This window comes from Mesorhizobium sp. WSM1293, assembly GCF_000513875.1.
Lineage (GTDB): Bacteria > Pseudomonadota > Alphaproteobacteria > Rhizobiales > Rhizobiaceae > Mesorhizobium > Mesorhizobium ciceri.
This window is the reverse complement of the sequence record NZ_AZUV01000013.1, coordinates 74,670-90,293: the sequence shown is the minus strand read 5'-3', so window position 1 is coordinate 90,293 and position 15,624 is coordinate 74,670. Positions and strand designations below refer to the sequence as shown.

At 63.3% G+C, this 15,624-nt stretch carries 18 protein-coding genes; 10 read left to right on the top strand and 8 right to left on the bottom strand.

Features of this window, described 5'->3' with window-relative positions:
- Window positions 1-10: 10 nt before the first annotated feature.
- From M729_RS0117935 to speB, 3 genes are read right to left on the bottom strand one after another with little or no spacing between them, the layout of a single operon-like run.
- Complete coding sequence (locus M729_RS0117935; protein WP_198032111.1) at window positions 11-853, bottom strand: aminoglycoside phosphotransferase family protein; 843 nt, start codon at window positions 851-853, stop codon at window positions 11-13.
- Window positions 850-1,776, bottom strand: coding sequence for an N-acetyl-gamma-glutamyl-phosphate reductase (argC, locus tag M729_RS0117930; RefSeq protein WP_013532212.1), 927 nt, complete (start codon window positions 1,774-1,776; stop codon window positions 850-852). Before argC ends, M729_RS0117935 begins: the two co-directional genes overlap by 4 nt.
- 30 nt (window positions 1,777-1,806) lie before the next feature.
- Window positions 1,807-2,814: an agmatinase gene (gene speB / locus M729_RS0117925; RefSeq protein ID WP_013532211.1), complete on the bottom strand. Its 1,008-nt coding sequence runs from the start codon at window positions 2,812-2,814 to the stop codon at window positions 1,807-1,809.
- Window positions 2,815-2,937: 123 nt separating this feature from the next.
- Between speB and M729_RS0117920 the strand changes: the two genes are divergently transcribed.
- A complete protein-coding gene (locus M729_RS0117920; protein WP_027162405.1) occupies window positions 2,938-4,146 on the top strand; it encodes an acyltransferase in 1,209 nt (402 codons plus the stop codon).
- 96 nt (window positions 4,147-4,242) lie between these two features.
- Window positions 4,243-5,301, top strand: coding sequence for a glycerophosphodiester phosphodiesterase family protein (locus M729_RS0117915; protein ID WP_027162404.1), 1,059 nt, complete (start codon window positions 4,243-4,245; stop codon window positions 5,299-5,301).
- Window positions 5,302-5,352: 51 nt separating this feature from the next.
- Here the strand turns inward: M729_RS0117915 and M729_RS0117910 are convergent, their stop codons facing one another.
- Window positions 5,353-6,240 carry an aldo/keto reductase family oxidoreductase gene (locus tag M729_RS0117910; RefSeq protein ID WP_027162403.1) on the bottom strand — a complete coding sequence of 296 codons (888 nt, stop codon included), beginning with the start codon at window positions 6,238-6,240 and terminating at the stop codon, window positions 5,353-5,355.
- A gap of 90 nt (window positions 6,241-6,330) precedes the next feature.
- Between M729_RS0117910 and M729_RS0117905 the strand changes: the two genes are divergently transcribed.
- Window positions 6,331-7,230, top strand: coding sequence for a LysR family transcriptional regulator (locus tag M729_RS0117905; RefSeq protein WP_013532207.1), 900 nt, complete (start codon window positions 6,331-6,333; stop codon window positions 7,228-7,230).
- A 111-nt stretch (window positions 7,231-7,341) separates the two neighbouring features.
- Here the strand turns inward: M729_RS0117905 and rpsI are convergent, their stop codons facing one another.
- The 3 genes from rpsI to M729_RS0117890 all read right to left on the bottom strand — a co-directional run bounded on the left by rpsI (window position 7,342) and on the right by M729_RS0117890 (window position 8,970).
- Entirely contained in the window at window positions 7,342-7,824 is a 483-nt protein-coding gene (gene rpsI, locus M729_RS0117900) for a 30S ribosomal protein S9 (protein ID WP_023810272.1), read from the bottom strand.
- A gap of 1 nt (window position 7,825) precedes the next feature.
- Complete coding sequence (gene rplM / locus M729_RS0117895; protein WP_013532205.1) at window positions 7,826-8,290, bottom strand: 50S ribosomal protein L13; 465 nt, start codon at window positions 8,288-8,290, stop codon at window positions 7,826-7,828.
- Window positions 8,291-8,505: 215 nt separating this feature from the next.
- The gene (locus M729_RS0117890; protein ID WP_027162402.1) at window positions 8,506-8,970 is read right to left on the bottom strand and encodes a PaaI family thioesterase; all 465 of its coding nucleotides are present in this window, start codon (window positions 8,968-8,970) and stop codon (window positions 8,506-8,508) included.
- Between the two features lie 154 nt (window positions 8,971-9,124).
- Here M729_RS0117890 and M729_RS0117885 point away from each other — a divergent pair, with 154 nt between their 5' ends.
- From M729_RS0117885 to M729_RS0117855, 7 genes are all read left to right on the top strand, one after another.
- Window positions 9,125-9,946: an enoyl-CoA hydratase gene (locus M729_RS0117885; protein WP_027162401.1), complete on the top strand. Its 822-nt coding sequence runs from the start codon at window positions 9,125-9,127 to the stop codon at window positions 9,944-9,946.
- A 10-nt stretch (window positions 9,947-9,956) separates the two neighbouring features.
- Complete coding sequence (locus tag M729_RS0117880; RefSeq protein ID WP_027162400.1) at window positions 9,957-10,379, top strand: VOC family protein; 423 nt, start codon at window positions 9,957-9,959, stop codon at window positions 10,377-10,379.
- Window positions 10,379-11,161 (top strand): AAA family ATPase, encoded by a 783-nt coding sequence (locus M729_RS0117875; RefSeq protein WP_027162399.1) that lies wholly within the window; start codon window positions 10,379-10,381, stop codon window positions 11,159-11,161. The genes M729_RS0117880 and M729_RS0117875 overlap by 1 nt, the downstream gene beginning before the upstream one ends.
- Complete coding sequence (locus M729_RS0117870) at window positions 11,158-11,922, top strand: GNAT family N-acetyltransferase (RefSeq protein WP_027162398.1); 765 nt, start codon at window positions 11,158-11,160, stop codon at window positions 11,920-11,922. The genes M729_RS0117875 and M729_RS0117870 overlap by 4 nt, the downstream gene beginning before the upstream one ends.
- Window positions 11,909-12,430, top strand: coding sequence for a CoA-binding protein (locus tag M729_RS0117865; protein WP_013532199.1), 522 nt, complete (start codon window positions 11,909-11,911; stop codon window positions 12,428-12,430). Before M729_RS0117870 ends, M729_RS0117865 begins: the two co-directional genes overlap by 14 nt.
- 226 nt (window positions 12,431-12,656) lie before the next feature.
- Window positions 12,657-13,937, top strand: coding sequence for an O-acetylhomoserine aminocarboxypropyltransferase (locus tag M729_RS0117860; protein ID WP_024504598.1), 1,281 nt, complete (start codon window positions 12,657-12,659; stop codon window positions 13,935-13,937).
- Window positions 13,938-13,943: 6 nt separating this feature from the next.
- Window positions 13,944-14,294: a cupin domain-containing protein gene (locus M729_RS0117855; RefSeq protein WP_013532197.1), complete on the top strand. Its 351-nt coding sequence runs from the start codon at window positions 13,944-13,946 to the stop codon at window positions 14,292-14,294.
- A 62-nt stretch (window positions 14,295-14,356) separates the two neighbouring features.
- Here the strand turns inward: M729_RS0117855 and M729_RS0117850 are convergent, their stop codons facing one another.
- Window positions 14,357-15,607 carry a cytochrome P450 gene (locus M729_RS0117850; protein ID WP_027162397.1) on the bottom strand — a complete coding sequence of 417 codons (1,251 nt, stop codon included), beginning with the start codon at window positions 15,605-15,607 and terminating at the stop codon, window positions 14,357-14,359.
- Window positions 15,608-15,624 lie beyond the last annotated feature (17 nt).

Sequence of the window (15,624 nt, the reverse complement as noted above, 5' to 3'; positions counted from 1 at the left end):
CTGGGTCGGATCAGAAGCTTGCCCGCACCGCCCGGATCGCCTTGACGATCGACATTTCGCGATTCTCCTCGACCGCATTGTCGTCCTCGTGATGCCAGGACGCCGACAGGCATCCATAGGCAATGGCATGATCGAGGATAGCGGTCGGTGTCTGGCTCAGTGTTCTGGCAAAGATCTCGGCCATATCAGCGATCCGCTTCGGATCGAGGCAGAGATCGTCCCGGTCGAGCGGGTTGTAGAACATGTTCGCCGCGTCGAAGCCGGGATCGCCGAGCACGCCCTTCGGATCGATCGCCAGCCAGCCGCGCGGCCCGTGCAGGATGTTTTCGTGATGCAGATCGCCATGCAGGGGCCTGATGTCGTGCGGATCGGCCAGCAGCCGCTCGGCGATGACGGCTGCCTCGACATAGAGGCTGTCAAGGCCGGCGTCGCGATCGGTATTCGCCTTGTCGAACAGGCTGGCGAAGCGTTCCCGGAGCGGCTGAAGCTCGGACGGGTAGGGGGCTTTCCCCCGTGAAAACAGTTTTGCCATCAGCTCCGCCGCGATTGCGGTCGCGGCAAAGTCGCCCTGTTCGTCGAGAACCTGCTGCAGCAGGGTTTCACCGGCATATTCGAGCAGCATGCTGTGGCCGTCGCGGCCGAGCAGACGCACCGCGCCTTCGCCGCGCCGCCAGGCGAGATAGTGCTCTCCGCGCAACTCGTCGGCGACGTCATCGAAAGGCTTCAGCGCCTTGACGATCGCCGGCGATCCGTCTTCGCGCAATACCTTCCAGATGCGGCTCGAAAAGGTCTCGGCAATGAGTTCGGGCGCGCTGACTTTCCAGCGCGCCGGAAAGGCTGGCGTGTCCATCAGAGGCCGAGCATCAGATCCATGTTCTGGACGGCGGCACCCGAGGCGCCCTTGCCGAGATTGTCGTAGACCGCCAGCAGCAGGGCCTGCGCCCGTTTGTCGTTGGCGAAGACATAGACCTTCATCCGGTTGGTGCCGTTGTAGATCTCCGGATCGATCTCCGGCATGCGCTCCGAATGCGCATAGGGCGCCACCTCGACCACACCGCCCTTGATGGCGGCGAAATGGTCGGCAATCGCCGCATGCAGCTCCGCACCGGTCGGCACATGGTCGAGGCCGCCGAGTTGCAATGGCACCACGGTGATCATGCCTTGCGCGAAATTGCCGACCGCCGGCTGCATGATCGGATCATGCGACAGCCTTGCATAGGCCCTCAATTCCGGCACGTGCTTGTGCTGCAGGGTGAGGCCGTAAGGCAGGAATTCCGAGGCGTCCTCGCCCTTGGCGACGTAGTCCTCGATCATCGGCCGTCCGCCGCCCGAATAGCCCGAAATGCCGTTGACGGTGATCGGAAAATCCGCCGGCAGCAGGCCTGCTGTGACCAGCGGCCGCAGCGTCGCGATCGGTCCCTGCGGCCAGCAGCCTGGGTTGGCGACGCGCTTTGCCGAGGCAATCGCCTTTGCCTGGTCCTTGTCCATCTCGGCGAAACCATACGCCCAGCCCTCCGCCACGCGATGCGCGGTCGACGCATCGATGACCCTGGTGGTGTCGTTGGCGATCAGCGAGACGCTTTCCTTCGCCGCGTCGTCGGGCAGGCACAGGATAGCGACATCGGCGGCATTGAGGAACTCGGCACGTGCCGCCGTTTCCTTGCGACGCTCGGTGGGGATGGAAATGATCTCCAGATCACCGCGCTCGGCAAGCAGCGCCCTGATCTGCAGGCCGGTGGTGCCGTGTTCGCCGTCGATGAAGATTTTCGGTTTCATGGGTTGTTCAAATTCCCTGATTTTTCAAGACTATATGCCCTGGCCTTGAATCACTGCGGCACCATTGTGATTGCCGTTGTTCAGCTCTTCAAGCCGGGCTTTCCGTTCAGCAAGCAGACCGAGATATTGCATGGCCACCATCGAGCCGGCGATTGCCGTTATATCGGCGTGATCATAGGCCGGCGCAACCTCTACGACATCGGCGCCGACAATATCGATCTGGTTGAGCTGGCGCAGCGTCGACAGGATCTTGGCCGAGGACGGCCCGCCGGCAACCGGCGTGCCTGTGCCGGGCGCATAGGCCGGATCGAGGCAGTCGATGTCGAAGGTGAGATAGGTCTTCTTGCCGCCGGTGCGGTCGACAATGGCGTAGGCAATGTCGGACGCCCGCATCTCCTCGATTTCATGACCATGGAGGATCTTGATGCCGAACGTGTCGGGCGCATGGGTGCGGATGCCGATCTGGATCGACCGGTCGGGATCGATGATGCCTTCCTTGACGGCGCGACCGACGAAGGAGCCGTGGTCGATGCGCTTGCCGTCGTCCGGCCAGGTGTCCTGGTGGGCGTCGAACTGCACCAAAGCGAGCGGACCATGGATGGCGGCATGCGCCTTGAGCAGTGGCCAGGTGACGAAATGATCGCCGCCGAGCGTCAACAGGAAGGCGCCTGATTTGAGGATCTTCGCCGCTTCGCGCTCGATCGTGCCGGGCGTCTTCTGATGGTTGCCCGAATCGAGCAGGCAATCGCCGTAATCGACGACCGCCAGATGCTCGAACAGATCGCGTGAAAAGGGATACTGCGGGTCGTTGTCGAGGATCGCCGAGGCACGGCGGATCGCCTGCGGCCCGAAGCGGGCGCCAGGCCGGTTGGTGACGGCGGCATCGAAGGGAATACCCCACACCACCGCATCCGCGCCCTTCACGTCCTTGGTGTATTTGCGCCGCATGAACGACAGCGCGCCGGAATAGGTCGGCTCGAACGCGGCGCCCGTTTTGGAACGGGCGGTGAAGGCGTTGTCGATGGTGTGGTTCGCCATTACGGATCCTCGTTTTTCATCGGGTTGCAACAACTACAGAACCGGCACGGAAGATGCCAGTCATAGCTTGGCGAGACGGAATGGCGCTGCCCGAGTGCCACGGCAAGACAGGATTGTATCATCATGACGCAGACCGCGTTTCTCAACCCCACCCGTGCCGCGGCGTCGACCCACACCGGCACGGTCGCCGGCGAACGCTTCCTGGTCCTCGATTCGTGGCGCGGCATCTGCGCGCTTCTGGTGGCGCTGTTTCACTTTCCTACCGGTTCGACGATTTCGCAAAGCGCCTTCATCGGTTCGTCCTACCTGTTCGTCGATTTCTTCTTCGTCCTTTCCGGCTTCGTCATCGCCAGCAGCTACGGCGATCGGCTCAACCAACCGGGACAGGTCGCGCGTTTCGCCCTGGTCCGTTTCGGCCGCATCTACCCGCTGCATCTGCTCATGCTTGCCGCCTTCGCCGGTTTCGAGCTGCTGCGGCTGATGCTGCCGCAATTGCACGGCACGGGGGCTGCCCCCTTCACCGGCGGCTTCGACCTCAACAGCCTGCTTGCCAATCTCCTTCTGCTGCAGGGTGTCGGCTTCGAGGATCAATTGACCTGGAATGCGCCGAGCTGGAGCATTTCGGCCGAGTTCTTCGCCTATCTCCTGTTTGCCGGCGTGGTCTTCGTCGCCGGCGCGCGCGCCTGGATATGGTTCGTCGCGGCCGCCGTCACCGCGCCGCTGTTCCTGCTCGGCTTCTCGACCCATCATATGGATGTGTCCTTCGATTTCGGCTTCATCCGTTGCCTGTACGGCTTCTCGCTCGGCGCCTTGCTGGCCTGGTTTCAGCATGATTCCATTGCAGGGGCGCGACAGGCTCTCGCCAGGGGCGGCCCGCGCATGGACTGGACCCTTGCCGAAATCGTCATGGTGGCCGTCATCGTGCTTTTCGTTTCGCTGGCGGGCGACAATGACTTCGGCATCGCGGCACCCCTGGTGTTCGCGCTGGCGCTGTTTCTGTTCGCCCATGAGGGTGGCTGGATCAGCGCCTTACTCAGAGCCCAGTTCATGCTGACGCTCGGCGCGCTGTCCTATTCGATCTACATGGTCCACATCTTCGTCCAGGCGCGCCTGATCAACGTCGCGGGGCTCGTCGAGCGCAAGCTCGGCCTTGGCCTGATCGGCGACTTCATGCTGCGCGGCCAGCCTGCCACCGGCTTCGGTGCCGGCTGGACGGGGGCGGTGGCGATCGTCGTCATGCTCGCCGCTACCATTGCCGCCTCCTGGATCACCTGGCGTTTTGTCGAGATGCCGGCCATGGCGTGGTTCCGCAGGCTCTCGAAACGCATCTGACGCACCTGCTGCGAGTATTCCGCTAGCCGGCTTCGTTCACCCAGATGTCACGGGCGTCGCCTATCCGGGTGTCGATCCGGCAAGGAGCGATTCTCGATGCGGACCATCTGGCTGAGTTTTCTGCTTTACACGGCCGTGGCAGCCGCCTCTGGCCAGGCCTTGGCCGGCGAGACCCGCGCCAGACAGATCCTCGACCGCTTCGAGCATGCCAACCAATGGCGCGATCACGTCATGGTGGCTGCGCATCGAGCCGGCAGCATGCAGGCCGGCAAGACGCTCTACGCGGAAAATTCGATTGCCGCCGTGGAGGGCTCGATCGCCATGGGCGCCGAAATCGTCGAGGTCGACATCAGGCGCTCGAAGGACGGCGAGTTGGTGGTCATGCATGACAGCTGGCTCGACCGCACCACGACCTGCAAGGGCGAGGTGGTCAAATACACGCTGGCCGAACTGAAGACATGCCGGCTGGTGGTCGAGGGCACCGGTGCGGCGACAGGTGAAACAGTCTCGACGCTGCGCGAGATGCTGATGGCGACCAGAAACCGCATCCTCATCAACCTCGACAACAAGCTCGACGTCGGCGCCCTCCCGGGCATGATTGCGATCGCTCGCGGTCTCGGCATGGCCGAACAGGTCATCGTCAAGGAGAACCTGTGGAATTCACAACGGATTTCCACGGTCAAGGCTGCCATGGAGACCATTGGCGGCGGCTTCCAGTTCATGCCGATCATCGCCGATGACGCGGTGCATGACGCCGGTTTCGCCGGGACGGTCGACCGCGCCTTCTCGCCGCGCGCGATCGAGTTGATCAACTGGCGGGCAGGCGCCGAGACGCTGACCGAGACGGGCGGGCCGCTGTTCAGCACGCGCATGCGCGCGGCCGCTGTGAGGGGCAACTGGCACATCTGGGCCGACACCTACGCCATCGCCAACAAACCGGGCGGCTTCCTCGCCGGCGGCCGCGGCGACGAACTGGCGGTGCAGGCCAGCCTGCCGCGCGAAAGCTGGGGTTTCTGGGCCGATCGCGGCGCCACCATCATCCAGACCGACGAGCCGAAGGCGGCAATCGACTGGCTGGCCGCGAATGGTTTTCGCGTGCCTTATGCCGACGAGGCGCGGCCGGTTGAGCCGGCGAATACGGCGAGCATCAATTAAGCGGCGGCTGACGCTGCCAATCTCCCTCACGAGGGGGGAGATTGGTTAGCTTCAAGCCGCTAGCGCCACGCCGTCCAGTTCGCTGAGCGCATCCTGTGGCAATTCCAGTTCAGCCGCAGCGAGGTTCTCCCTGAGATGCCCGACCGACGATGTGCCGGGGATCAGCAGGATGTTGGGCGCGCGGCGCAGCAGCCAGGCGAGCGCGACCTGCATTGGCGTGGCGCCGAGGCGCGCCGCGATTTCCGACAGGGTGGAGGATTGCAGCGGGTTGAAGCCGCCGAGCGGGAAGAACGGCACATAGGCGATGCCATCGCGGGCAAGATCGTCGATCAGGGCATCGTCGCCGCGATGCGCCAGATTGTACTGGTTCTGCACGCAGACGATCTCGGCGATCCCCCGTCCTTGCGCGATCTGCGCCGGCGTCACGTTGCTCAGCCCGATGTGCCTGACCAGACCCTGTTGTTGGAGCTCGGCCAGCACGGTAAGCGGCGCTTCGATCGATCCTTCGGCGGGGCCATGGGTATCGAACATGATGCGTAGGTTGACGACGTCGAGCACCTCGAGCCCGAGATTGCTGAGATTGTCGTGCACCGCCTGGGTCAGCGCTTCCGCGGAAAAGGCCGGCAGCCACGATCCATCCGCGCCGCGCCGGGCACCGATCTTGGTGACGATGACGAGATCTTGGGGGTAGGGCGCCAGCGCCTCGCGGATCAGCCGGTTGGTGACGTGCGGACCGTAGAAGTCGCTGGTGTCGATATGGTCGACGCCTTGCGCAATCGCCTCGCGCAGCACGGCCAATGCCGCGTCATGATCCTTGGGCGGCCCGAACACGCCGGGTCCCGCGAGTTGCATGGCACCGTAGCCGAGCCGCTTCACGGTGCGGCTGCCAAGCTTGAAGGTGGCGGGGGCGAAGGTGCCGGATTGTTGGATGTTGGACATGATTGATCTCCTTGAGGAGGCAGAGATAGGCGCTGCCCAACCTCGTGATAATCCGGTACAATCCACACAGGCCGTGCGGAATGGCGAACAATGATGGACCTCAGCGATCTGAATGCTTTCGTGGCGGTGGCGCGCGCCGGCGGCTTTCGCGACGGCGCGCGTGCGAGCGGCGGCAGCGCCTCCGGCCTGAGTGAGGCGGTGCGTCGCCTGGAAGTGCAGCTCGGTGTCAGGCTGTTCAACCGCACGACGCGCAGCGTTGTCCCGACCGAGGCGGGCCTCAGCCTTCTGGAGCGGCTCGGCCCGGCGCTGTCGGAGGTGGAGGCGGCGCTGGACGTGGTGAACGGTTTTCGCGACAGGCCGGCGGGCTCGTTGCGTCTCAACGTGCCGGTCAGTGCTGCGCGGCTGATATTGCCCGATATCGTGCCGGGTTTCCTCGCCGCCTATCCCGGTATCCGGCTGGAGGTGATCGCCGACGAGAACTTCGTCGACGTGCTGGCGGCCGGCTGTGACGCCGGCATCCGCTATGACGAGCGGCTGGAGCAGGACATGATCGCGGTGCCGATCGGGCCGCGCGTGCAGCGTTTCGCCACGGCCGCCAGCCCTGCCTATCTTGATCGCCATGGCCGCCCGCAACACCCGAGCGACCTGCTTGGCCACTCCTGCGTGCGTGGGCGCTTTGCCAGCGGTGCGATGCTGCCGTGGGAATTCGAGCGAGACGGCGAGGTGGTGCGGGTCGATCCGACAGGCCCCTTGATCGTGCGGATCGGCGGGGCGACGGATCTTGCCGTCGACGCGGCTATTGCCGGCACCGGCATCATCGGCCTCTTCGAGGGCTGGCTGCGCCCTTACTTCGACAGCGGCGCTCTTGAGCCCGTGCTCGAACCGTGGTGGCAGAGTTTTCCCGGACCGTTTCTCTATTATCCCGGCCGGCGCCTGGTTCCGGCCCCGCTGCGGGCGTTCATCGACTATATCAAGGGCGGCAAGGCCTGACCTGTTTCCGGCGCCATCACCCCACCCGGTGCTCCGCGCCGACCTCCCTGCCGATCCGCAAACAAAAAGGCCGCCCGGAGGCGGCCTTTTCGATCTGAAGCTGCGAAGTGCTTAGCGCTTGGAAAACTGGAAGCTACGACGGGCCTTGGCCTTGCCGTACTTCTTGCGCTCGACGACGCGGCTGTCGCGGGTCAGGAAGCCGCCCTTCTTGAGCACGGCGCGCAGCGTCGGCTCGTAGTAGGTCAGCGCCTTGGAGATGCCGTGACGCACGGCGCCAGCCTGGCCGGAGAGACCGCCGCCGACGACTGTCGCGACGATGTCGTACTGGCCGGCGCGGTTGGAGGCGATGATCGGCTGGTTGAGGATCATCTGCAGGACCGGACGCGCGAAATAGGTCGCGAATTCCTTGTCGTTGACGATGATCTTGCCGGAACCCGGCTTCACCCAGACGCGCGCAATGGCGTTCTTGCGCTTGCCGGTGGCATAGGCGCGGCCCGACTTGTCGAGCTTCTGGACGTGGACGGGGGCCGCCGGCTGGGTATTGGTGTTGCCGGTGGCGGCGCCCAGTTCTGCGAGCGAGGAAAGCTCAGCCATCTTATGCGACCTTCTTGTTCTTGGCGTTCAGCTTGGCCACGTCGAGCACGACGGGCTGCTGGGCGACATGCGGATGCTCGGCGCCTGCATAGACGCGCAGGTTCTTCATCTGGCGACGGCCGAGCGGGCCACGCGGGACCATGCGCTCAACGGCTTTCTCGACGACACGCTCGGGGAAACGACCCTCGAGCAGCTGGCGCGCGGTGCGCTCCTTGATGCCGCCTGGGTGGCCGGTGTGCCAGTAATAGACCTTGTCGGTGAATTTCTTGCCGGTGAACACCACCTTGTCGGCATTGATGACGATGACGTTGTCGCCGTCGTCGACGTGCGGGGTGAAGGTCGGCTTGTGCTTGCCGCGGAGATGATTGGCGATGACAGTGGCCAGACGACCGACGACGAGACCTTCGGCGTCGATCAGGATCCACTTCTTCACCACATCCGCAGGCTTCTGCGAAAAGGTTGTCATGTTTTCTGCTCTCGGTTCTGACCTTCATAAGAGAAGGCGTTTCTTGTTGCTTGGATTGGCGAAAGGCGCTTGCCCGCCGCCAATAACAAAACGGCGGCCTTTGCGGGCCGCTGCTTCGTGGAGGCTTATAGGCGAGGGTGGTGACCGCGTCAAGGCGAACGAAAAGGTAGATATCAGGTAAAATGTAGCAAAAACAATAACTTGAATAAAAGGTATTATTTTACCACATCACCATTCCGCTTCGGCGGGATCGAATAGGTGCCGGTGGCATGCGCCACCGTGTGTCCGTCTGGGCCGGCAACGATGTCGATGTCGAACACCATCAGGCTCTTTCCCAGCTTCAGGATGCGGCAATGGCCGTCGATCGGTCCTGCCTCGGCCTTGCGCACGAAATTGATGTCGAGGTTGACGGTGACCGAAAGCGCATCCGGCCCGGCATGGCTGAGCACGCAGACGTAGCCGCCAATGTCGGCCAGCGTGAACAGCGAGGGGCCGGACACCGTGCCGCCGGGACGCAAATGCCGTTCGCCGGCGTTGAGCCGCACGGTGCAGCCGCCCGGGAACACGTCGATCGCCTCGAAATATTTGAACTGCTCATTGAGCTGCGGATAGACGGTTTCCATCAGCGCATTGACTTGTTGCGCGGTCAGCACGGGCTTGAGGTTGGTCTGAGCGGGCATGTCTTAGTCTCTCGCTTTGCGCCAGGCCTGTATGAGCGCAGCGCGGCATTTCTGACAACCTTCGTCCCCTGGCGCAAGCGATCGGTGTTGGACGAAACCTGATCCGGTATTAAATAGTCTGGCAGCCCCAGCGGAATCGCGGAGAACCTTATCCATGGCCGAAATCCTTGCCATCAAGCCTGCCGCCGTTGAGGGTCCGGTGGTCGCACAACTGGACAAGGGCGTGCTGCGCCTCACACTCGCCAATCCGCCTGCCAACGCGCTGTCGCTGGCGGTGATGGCGGCGCTGACGGCCGAACTCGAGCGCGCCAGGGCCGACAAGGCCGTTCGCGTCATCGTCTTGTCGGCTGCCGGCAAGGTGTTCTGCGCCGGCCACGATCTCAAGGAAATGACCGCGCGCCGCACTGACGCCGATCATGGCAAGGCCTTTTTCGCAGAGACGTTTGCCGCTTGTGCGACGCTGATGCAGGCGATAGTGCGTCATCCAGTGCCTGTCATCGCCGAGGTTGACGGCCTGGCCACCGCCGCCGGGCTGCAACTGGTCGCCAGCTGCGACCTGGCGATCGCTTCGCATGAGGCGACCTTCTGTACGCCGGGTGTCAACATCGGCCTGTTCTGCTCGACGCCGATGGTGGCGCTGTCGCGCAACGTCTCGCGCAAGCATGCGATGGAGATGCTGTTGACCGGCGAGACCATCGATGCGGCAACCGCCAAGGAATTCGGCCTGGTCAACCGCGTCGTGCCGCGCGAATACCTGAATCAGATCGTCACCAAATACGCGCAAACCATTGCTTCCAAATCATCTTTGGTGGTCAAGACGGGCAAGGAGGCGTTTTACGCGCAGGCCGAAATGGGGCTGGCGGATGCTTACACCTATACCGGCCGGATCATGGTCGAAAACATGCTCGCGCGCGACGCCGAGGAAGGCATCGGCGCCTTCATCGGCAAGCGCAAGCCGGAATGGACGGACGAATAGGAGCAGCACCATGGAGCCGCGAATCTCTATCATTACCATCGCCACCGATGATCTGGACCGCGCGGTGCGCTTTTACGAGGCTATGGGCTTGAAGCGGCATGCCGGTATCACCGACGGTGTCGCCTTCTTCCAGATGGGCGGCGTCATTCTTGGTCTGTTCCCACGTGCCAGCGCAGAAGAGGATTCCGGCATCGCCTTCGCCGCGGCGCCATCGGCGGTCTACCTCGCCTACAACACCCGCTCCGACGCTGAAGTCGACGACGTGCTCGCCAGGGCGGAAAAAGCCGGCGGCCGCATCGTCAAGCCGGCCGGCCGCGCCTTCTGGGGCGGCTGGTACGGCTACTTCGCCGACGCCGACGGGCATGTCTGGGAAGTGGCGCACAATCCGGCCTTTCCGATCGCCGAAGACGGCACGATTTCGCTACCTGGCTGATGGCCCATCGCAAGCAGCTGACGCGGCTCAAGGCTCCCTATCTGAAGCGCATCCTGCTCGATGCCGTGCGGGTCGAGGATTGGGAAAAATATCCATGGAACCTGCCGCTGTTTCGCGGCCACGACTTCGAACTCGAATTCACCACGCCGATCACCATCATCGTCGGCGAGAACGGCACCGGCAAATCGACGCTGCTCGAGGCGATCGGTGCGCTGGCCGGCTATGACGAAGCCGGTGGCGGCAAGGGATATAGGCCGGTCGACCATTCCAGCGCCATCGACAAGAGTGGTGCCGCGCTGGCCAACGCATTCCGCGGTCACTGGCTGCCGAAAGTCACCGCCGGCTGGTTTTTTCGCGCCGAATCCTTCTACTCCGTGGCCCGATATCTCGATCAGGCGGCACTGGAAGACCCTTTCAGGCCCCCGCCGCCGGACTTCCTGTCCTGGTCGCATGGCGAGGGCTTTATCCGTTTTTTCGAGGAGCGCTGCCGCAGGCAAGGCATCTACATCCTCGACGAACCCGAGAGCGCGCTCTCCCCGTCGCGTCAGATCGAACTGCTCAAGATGCTAAGGCGCATGGACCAGTCGGGCACCGCGCAGGTGATCATGGCGACGCATTCGCCGCTGCTGATGGCTTGCCCTGGCGCGCGGCTGTTCCGCATCAGCCGGTTCGGACTTGATGCCATGGATTTCAATGATACCGATCATTTTCGCATGATGCGCGACTTCTGTACCGATCCGCAGGCGTTTATGGAGGAAGCGCTGCGGGAGGATGACGCGTGAGCGCCGGCGACGATGATCTCAACTGGCGGATTGAGCAGGCTTGCCGCGAAGGCTGGCCGGCGGCATCCGAGGCGGTCGTGGACGGCTGGCTTCTGCGGCACTCAGGCGGCAGGATCCGGCGCACCAATTCTGCGAACCCATTGCGCGTCGAGCGCGGCGCGCCCGACAAAGTGATCGACGCCGCAGAGTCCTTCTACGTCGGCCACGGTCAGGCGCCGATGTTCCGAGTGCCTGATATCGCCGCCGAGCTCGAAACCGCACTCGACCATCGCGGCTACCAGCCGGAAGGCGGGACGATCCATCTCCATGCCGGGATCGGCGATCTGGCTGAAGTCCGCGACGAGCGGGTCGCTGTTTCGCCTGTGCCAGGCGAAGACTGGCTCGCGGCGCGCTTCCGCATGGAGGCTTATGACGACATCGATCGCCGCGTCTTTCGCGAGATGACCGGACTGATCGTCGGCGACCGGGCGTTCGTGTCCTGTACACGAGACAGCGAAATTGCCGCCTTGGCCTATGGCGTCATCCGCAATGGGCTGCTTGTGGTGGAATCGGTTGAAACCGACGGCCGTTTCAGGCAGCAAGGCCTGGGCCGCAAGACGGTGGGCGTCCTGATCGACTGGGCACGACAAACGGGTGCGTCAGCTGCATGCCTGCAGGTGGTGGCCGACAACACGCCGGCTCGCGCCCTCTACGCCTCGCTTGGGTTCAGCCGTGAACTTTACCGCTATCACTACCGCAGGAAGCCGCATGAACCACGATAGTTACGACAACAGCTACATCGCCGGCATCCTCAATTCGGTGAAGACCGTCGCCATGGTCGGCGCATCCGCCAATGATGTGCGGCCAAGCTATTTCGTGCTGAAATATCTGCTGGCCAAGGGATTTTCGGTGTTTCCGATCAATCCTGGCCAGGCCGGCAAGGAGATCCTCGGCCGGATGACCTATGCGAGGCTCGCCGATATTCCGGAGCCGATCGACATGGTCGACATCTTTCGCGCGCCGGCGGCGGTGCCCGGCATCGTCGACGAGGCGTTGCGGCTCGATCCCTTGCCGAAAGTGATCTGGATGCAGCTTGGCGTGCGCCATGACGAAGCAGCCGCGCGCGCCGAGGCCGCCGGCATCAAGGTGGTGATGAACCGCTGCCCCAAGATCGAATATGGCAAGCTGTCCGGCGAGATCGGTTGGACCGGCGTCAATTCCGGCGTGCTGTCGTCGAAGAAGCCGCTGATGCGGTCGGGATTCCAGAGTTTTGGCGTGCGGCAGAAGTAGTGCACGTCGCTCAAAAGTGCGCAGCGGTTTTGGGATAACGACGTGCACCAAAAGCAAGGCCTGACGCGCGATACGCCTTAGGCGCAAAATTATTCCTTAGGCCAGCGCATTTTCTCGGGCCTCGGCCGCAGATCGCTAGCCGAAGGGTATTTTCTTCTTTGCATTCGCGCTCATGCTTCGCCAAGAATGCCCGGCGATTTCAAGAGTTTCAAAAGGGAGGTTTTCAGTGACCCGCACGCCAGGTTTCAACACGCTCGCCGTCCATGCCGGTGCCAAGCCCGATCCGGCGACCGGCGCGCGCGCCACGCCGATCTACCAGACGACCTCCTTCGTCTTCGACGATGCAGACCATGCCGCGTCGCTGTTCGGGCTGAAGGCCTTCGGCAACATCTACACCCGCATCATGAACCCGACCCAGGCGGTGCTGGAAGAGCGCATGGCGGCCCTTGAAGGCGGCACGGCGGCACTCGCGGTCGCCTCCGGCCATGCGGCGCAGGTGATCGTGTTCCACAATCTGATGCAGCCGGGCGACAATTTCGTCGCGGCCAACAAGCTTTACGGCGGTTCGATCAACCAATTCGGCCATGCCTTCAAGAATTATGGCTGGGAGGTGCGCTGGGCCGACACCAACGATATCTCGACCTTCGAAAGCCAGATCGACGACAGGACCAAGGCGATCTTCATCGAAAGCCTCGCCAATCCGGGCGGCACCTTCGTCGACATCGAGAAGATCGGCGACATCGCGCGCAAGCACGGCCTGCCGCTGATCGTCGACAACACACTGGCCTCGCCCTACCTCATCCGGCCGATCGAGCATGGCGCCGACATCGTCGTCCATTCGCTGACCAAATTCATCGGCGGTCACGGCAATTCGATCGGCGGCGCCATCGTCGACGGCGGCACCTTCGACTGGTCGAAATCGGGCAAATACCCGATGCTGTCGGAACCGCGCCCCGAATATGGTGGTCTTGTCCTGCACGAAACCTTCGGCAATTTCGCCTTCGCCATTGCCGCGCGCGTGCTCGGCCTGCGCGATCTCGGCCCGGCGATCTCCCCGTTCAACGCCTTCCTCATCCTGACCGGCCTGGAAACCCTGCCGCTGCGCATGCAGCGCCACTGTGACAATGCCGTGACGGTTGCCGCCTGGCTGTCCAACCACCCCAAGGTCGCATCGGTGAATTACCCCGGCCTGCCCTCAGACAAGAACAACGCGCTGCAGAAGAAGTACTCACCGCTTGGCGCCGGCGCCGTATTCACCTTCGCGCTGAAGGGCGGCTATGACGCGGGCGTCAAATTCGTCGAGGCGCTCGAGCTGTTCTCGCACCTCGCCAATGTCGGCGATACCAAGTCGCTGGTCATCCACCCAGCTTCGACCACGCACCGCCAGCTTTCCGACGAGCAGAAGGTCAAGGCCGGCGCAGGACCGGACACGGTGCGGCTTTCGATCGGCATCGAGGACGTCAACGACATCGTCGCCGACCTCGAACAGGCGCTAGCCAAGGTCTGACCGATCATGAGCGAGTCGAAATTTCTTTCCATCGGCGTCGACGCTGTCGACGCCGAACAGGGTGCACCGGCGCCCGACCGGCTGATCTCGGGCGATCCCAAATTCCGCACCTGGAATGTCGAGGAGCGCGACGGCGGCCTCTATGCCGGCATATGGGAATCGACCCCGGGCAAATGGCGCATCGTCTATGACGAGTGGGAGTTCTGCCACATCCTGTCCGGCGTTTCGGTGATCGCGGAGGACGGTGGGCAAGCGCGCACCGTCAAGACCGGCGACAGCTTTGTGCTGAAGCCCGGCTTCAAGGGCAGCTGGGAAGTGCTTGAAACGACTCGCAAGGAGTATGTGATCAAGCTTTGATCACTTTCCCGGAAGCTGGCTGAGCGGGCTGTCCTGGAAGGTCAAGGCAGGCCCGCGCTTCGTCAAAAGCCGACGGCGAGCCTTTCCAGCCCATGGAAGTGGTAAGTGTCGCGGAAGCTTGGCCTTTCGGCAAGATGCAGCTTCGGGTGCCGTTCGAACAGGGTTTTCAGCGACACCTGCAATTCTAGCCTGGCCAGCGGCGCGCCGATGCAGAAATGGATGCCGGCGCCGAATGACACGTTCTTCTGGTCCGGACGATCGGGCCGGAAAGCTTGCGGTTCGGCGAAGGCGCGCGGGTCATGATTGGCCATGCCGAGCAGCAGCCCGATCGTCTGGCCCGGCTGCACGACAATGCCAGGCGCGACTTCGATCTCCTGGTAGGCATAGCGCGTGAACATGTGCAGCGGCGCGTCGAAGCGCAGGCATTCCTCGACCGTTGCCGCGGTCGCTTCGGGTGAGCCGAAGAAGCGGCTGACATCGCCGCCTTGCATAAGGATCGAACGGACAGCGTTGCCGGTCTGATGCACTGTCGCTTCATGACCGGCATTGAGCAGCAGGATCGCCGAGGACACCATCTCGTCCTCCGACAGCTTTTTGCCGTCCTCCTGCGCCGAGATCAGCAGCGACAGCAGGTCGTCGCCAGGGTTCTTGCGTCGCTCGGTGACATGGAAACGCAGGAAATCGGCAAATTCGCCCGCGGCGCGGTTGGCCGTCTCTTCGATCGCGCGCGTGCGGCCATGCATGTACATGGCAACCATCTGGTGCGACCAGTCGAGCAGTTGCGGCCCCATGTCGACCGGCACACCGAGCATTTCGGCAATGATGGTGATCGGCAAGGGCGCCGCGAAGGCAGGCAACAGGTCGACCGTCTTGCCTGGTTCGAAACGGTCGATCAGCTCGTTGGCCAAAGCCTCGACACGCGGCCGCAGCCGTTCGACCTGACGCGAGACGAAGGCGCGGTTGACCAGTGTTCTCAGCCGCGTGTGCACCGGCGGCTCCAGTTCCAGCATCGAATTGGCTTCGACGCCGTCGAAGGCCCTGAGATGGCTGCGGTCCTGTCCAATGCCGCGACTGTCTGGAATGCCGGCCGGATTCTGGCGGCCGAAACGGCGGTCGCGCAGCAGCCGGTTGACGTCGTCGAAGCCGCCAAAGCACCAGAAGCCGAATTCTTCCCAGAAGAAGGCATTCGATGCGCCGTGCAGAAATGCATAGGCCTCGTACGGGTTCTGAAAAAAGGCAGGCTCGTGCGGATCGAGCCGCAGGTGTCGCGTGGCTGGATCAAAGACCAGGCCGGGTGGCGTCAATTTGCTCATGCCAGACCAATAGCGCG

Excerpts from the sequence above, each read along its gene's own strand:
- M729_RS0117915 (WP_027162404.1), top strand. The coding sequence starts at position 4,243 with ATGCGGACCATCTGGCTGAGTTTTCTGCTTTACACGGCCGTGGCAGCC.
- rplM (WP_013532205.1), bottom strand. The coding sequence starts at position 8,290 with ATGACAACCTTTTCGCAGAAGCCTGCGGATGTGGTGAAGAAGTGGATC.
- M729_RS0117850 (WP_027162397.1), bottom strand. The coding sequence starts at position 15,607 with ATGAGCAAATTGACGCCACCCGGCCTGGTCTTTGATCCAGCCACGCGA.
- speB (WP_013532211.1), bottom strand. The coding sequence starts at position 2,814 with ATGGCGAACCACACCATCGACAACGCCTTCACCGCCCGTTCCAAAACG.
- M729_RS0117910 (WP_027162403.1), bottom strand. The coding sequence starts at position 6,240 with ATGTCCAACATCCAACAATCCGGCACCTTCGCCCCCGCCACCTTCAAG.
- argC (WP_013532212.1), bottom strand. The coding sequence starts at position 1,776 with ATGAAACCGAAAATCTTCATCGACGGCGAACACGGCACCACCGGCCTG.
- M729_RS0117890 (WP_027162402.1), bottom strand. The coding sequence starts at position 8,970 with ATGCCCGCTCAGACCAACCTCAAGCCCGTGCTGACCGCGCAACAAGTC.
- M729_RS0117875 (WP_027162399.1), top strand. The coding sequence starts at position 10,379 with ATGGCCCATCGCAAGCAGCTGACGCGGCTCAAGGCTCCCTATCTGAAG.
- M729_RS0117920 (WP_027162405.1), top strand. The coding sequence starts at position 2,938 with ATGACGCAGACCGCGTTTCTCAACCCCACCCGTGCCGCGGCGTCGACC.
- M729_RS0117880 (WP_027162400.1), top strand. The coding sequence starts at position 9,957 with ATGGAGCCGCGAATCTCTATCATTACCATCGCCACCGATGATCTGGAC.
- M729_RS0117855 (WP_013532197.1), top strand. The coding sequence starts at position 13,944 with ATGAGCGAGTCGAAATTTCTTTCCATCGGCGTCGACGCTGTCGACGCC.
- M729_RS0117865 (WP_013532199.1), top strand. The coding sequence starts at position 11,909 with ATGAACCACGATAGTTACGACAACAGCTACATCGCCGGCATCCTCAAT.
- M729_RS0117885 (WP_027162401.1), top strand. The coding sequence starts at position 9,125 with ATGGCCGAAATCCTTGCCATCAAGCCTGCCGCCGTTGAGGGTCCGGTG.
- rpsI (WP_023810272.1), bottom strand. The coding sequence starts at position 7,824 with ATGGCTGAGCTTTCCTCGCTCGCAGAACTGGGCGCCGCCACCGGCAAC.
- M729_RS0117905 (WP_013532207.1), top strand. The coding sequence starts at position 6,331 with ATGATGGACCTCAGCGATCTGAATGCTTTCGTGGCGGTGGCGCGCGCC.